The sequence below is a fragment of the Microvirga pakistanensis genome, from assembly GCF_004458765.1.
Taxonomy (GTDB): Bacteria; Pseudomonadota; Alphaproteobacteria; order Rhizobiales; family Beijerinckiaceae; genus Microvirga; species Microvirga pakistanensis.
Map to the genome: position 1 here is coordinate 1 of NZ_SPJX01000003.1, position 223 is coordinate 223.

Genomic DNA, 223 nt, shown 5'->3' on the forward strand with positions numbered 1-223 from the left:
ACCAGCGCGATCATCACGGCGCCGGTGCTGAGCTGCAGGGTGCCCATGAGCGCAGAAGCCGTTCCGGCGATCGATCCATGGTCCTCCAGCGCCAGCACCGCTGTCGAGGGAATGACATAGCCGAGGCAGCCGAAGGACAGGAACAGGAGACCCCAGAGGATGTAGGCGTTGTCGGCCCCGGCCACGGTCAGGATGAACAGCAGGGTCACCAGAGCCGCGAAGG

At 65.5% G+C, this 223-nt stretch carries 1 pseudogene; it reads right to left on the minus strand.

The features are described from left to right. Window positions 1-223: pseudogene (locus E4K09_RS00010) on the minus strand (multidrug effflux MFS transporter); the annotation flags it as partial.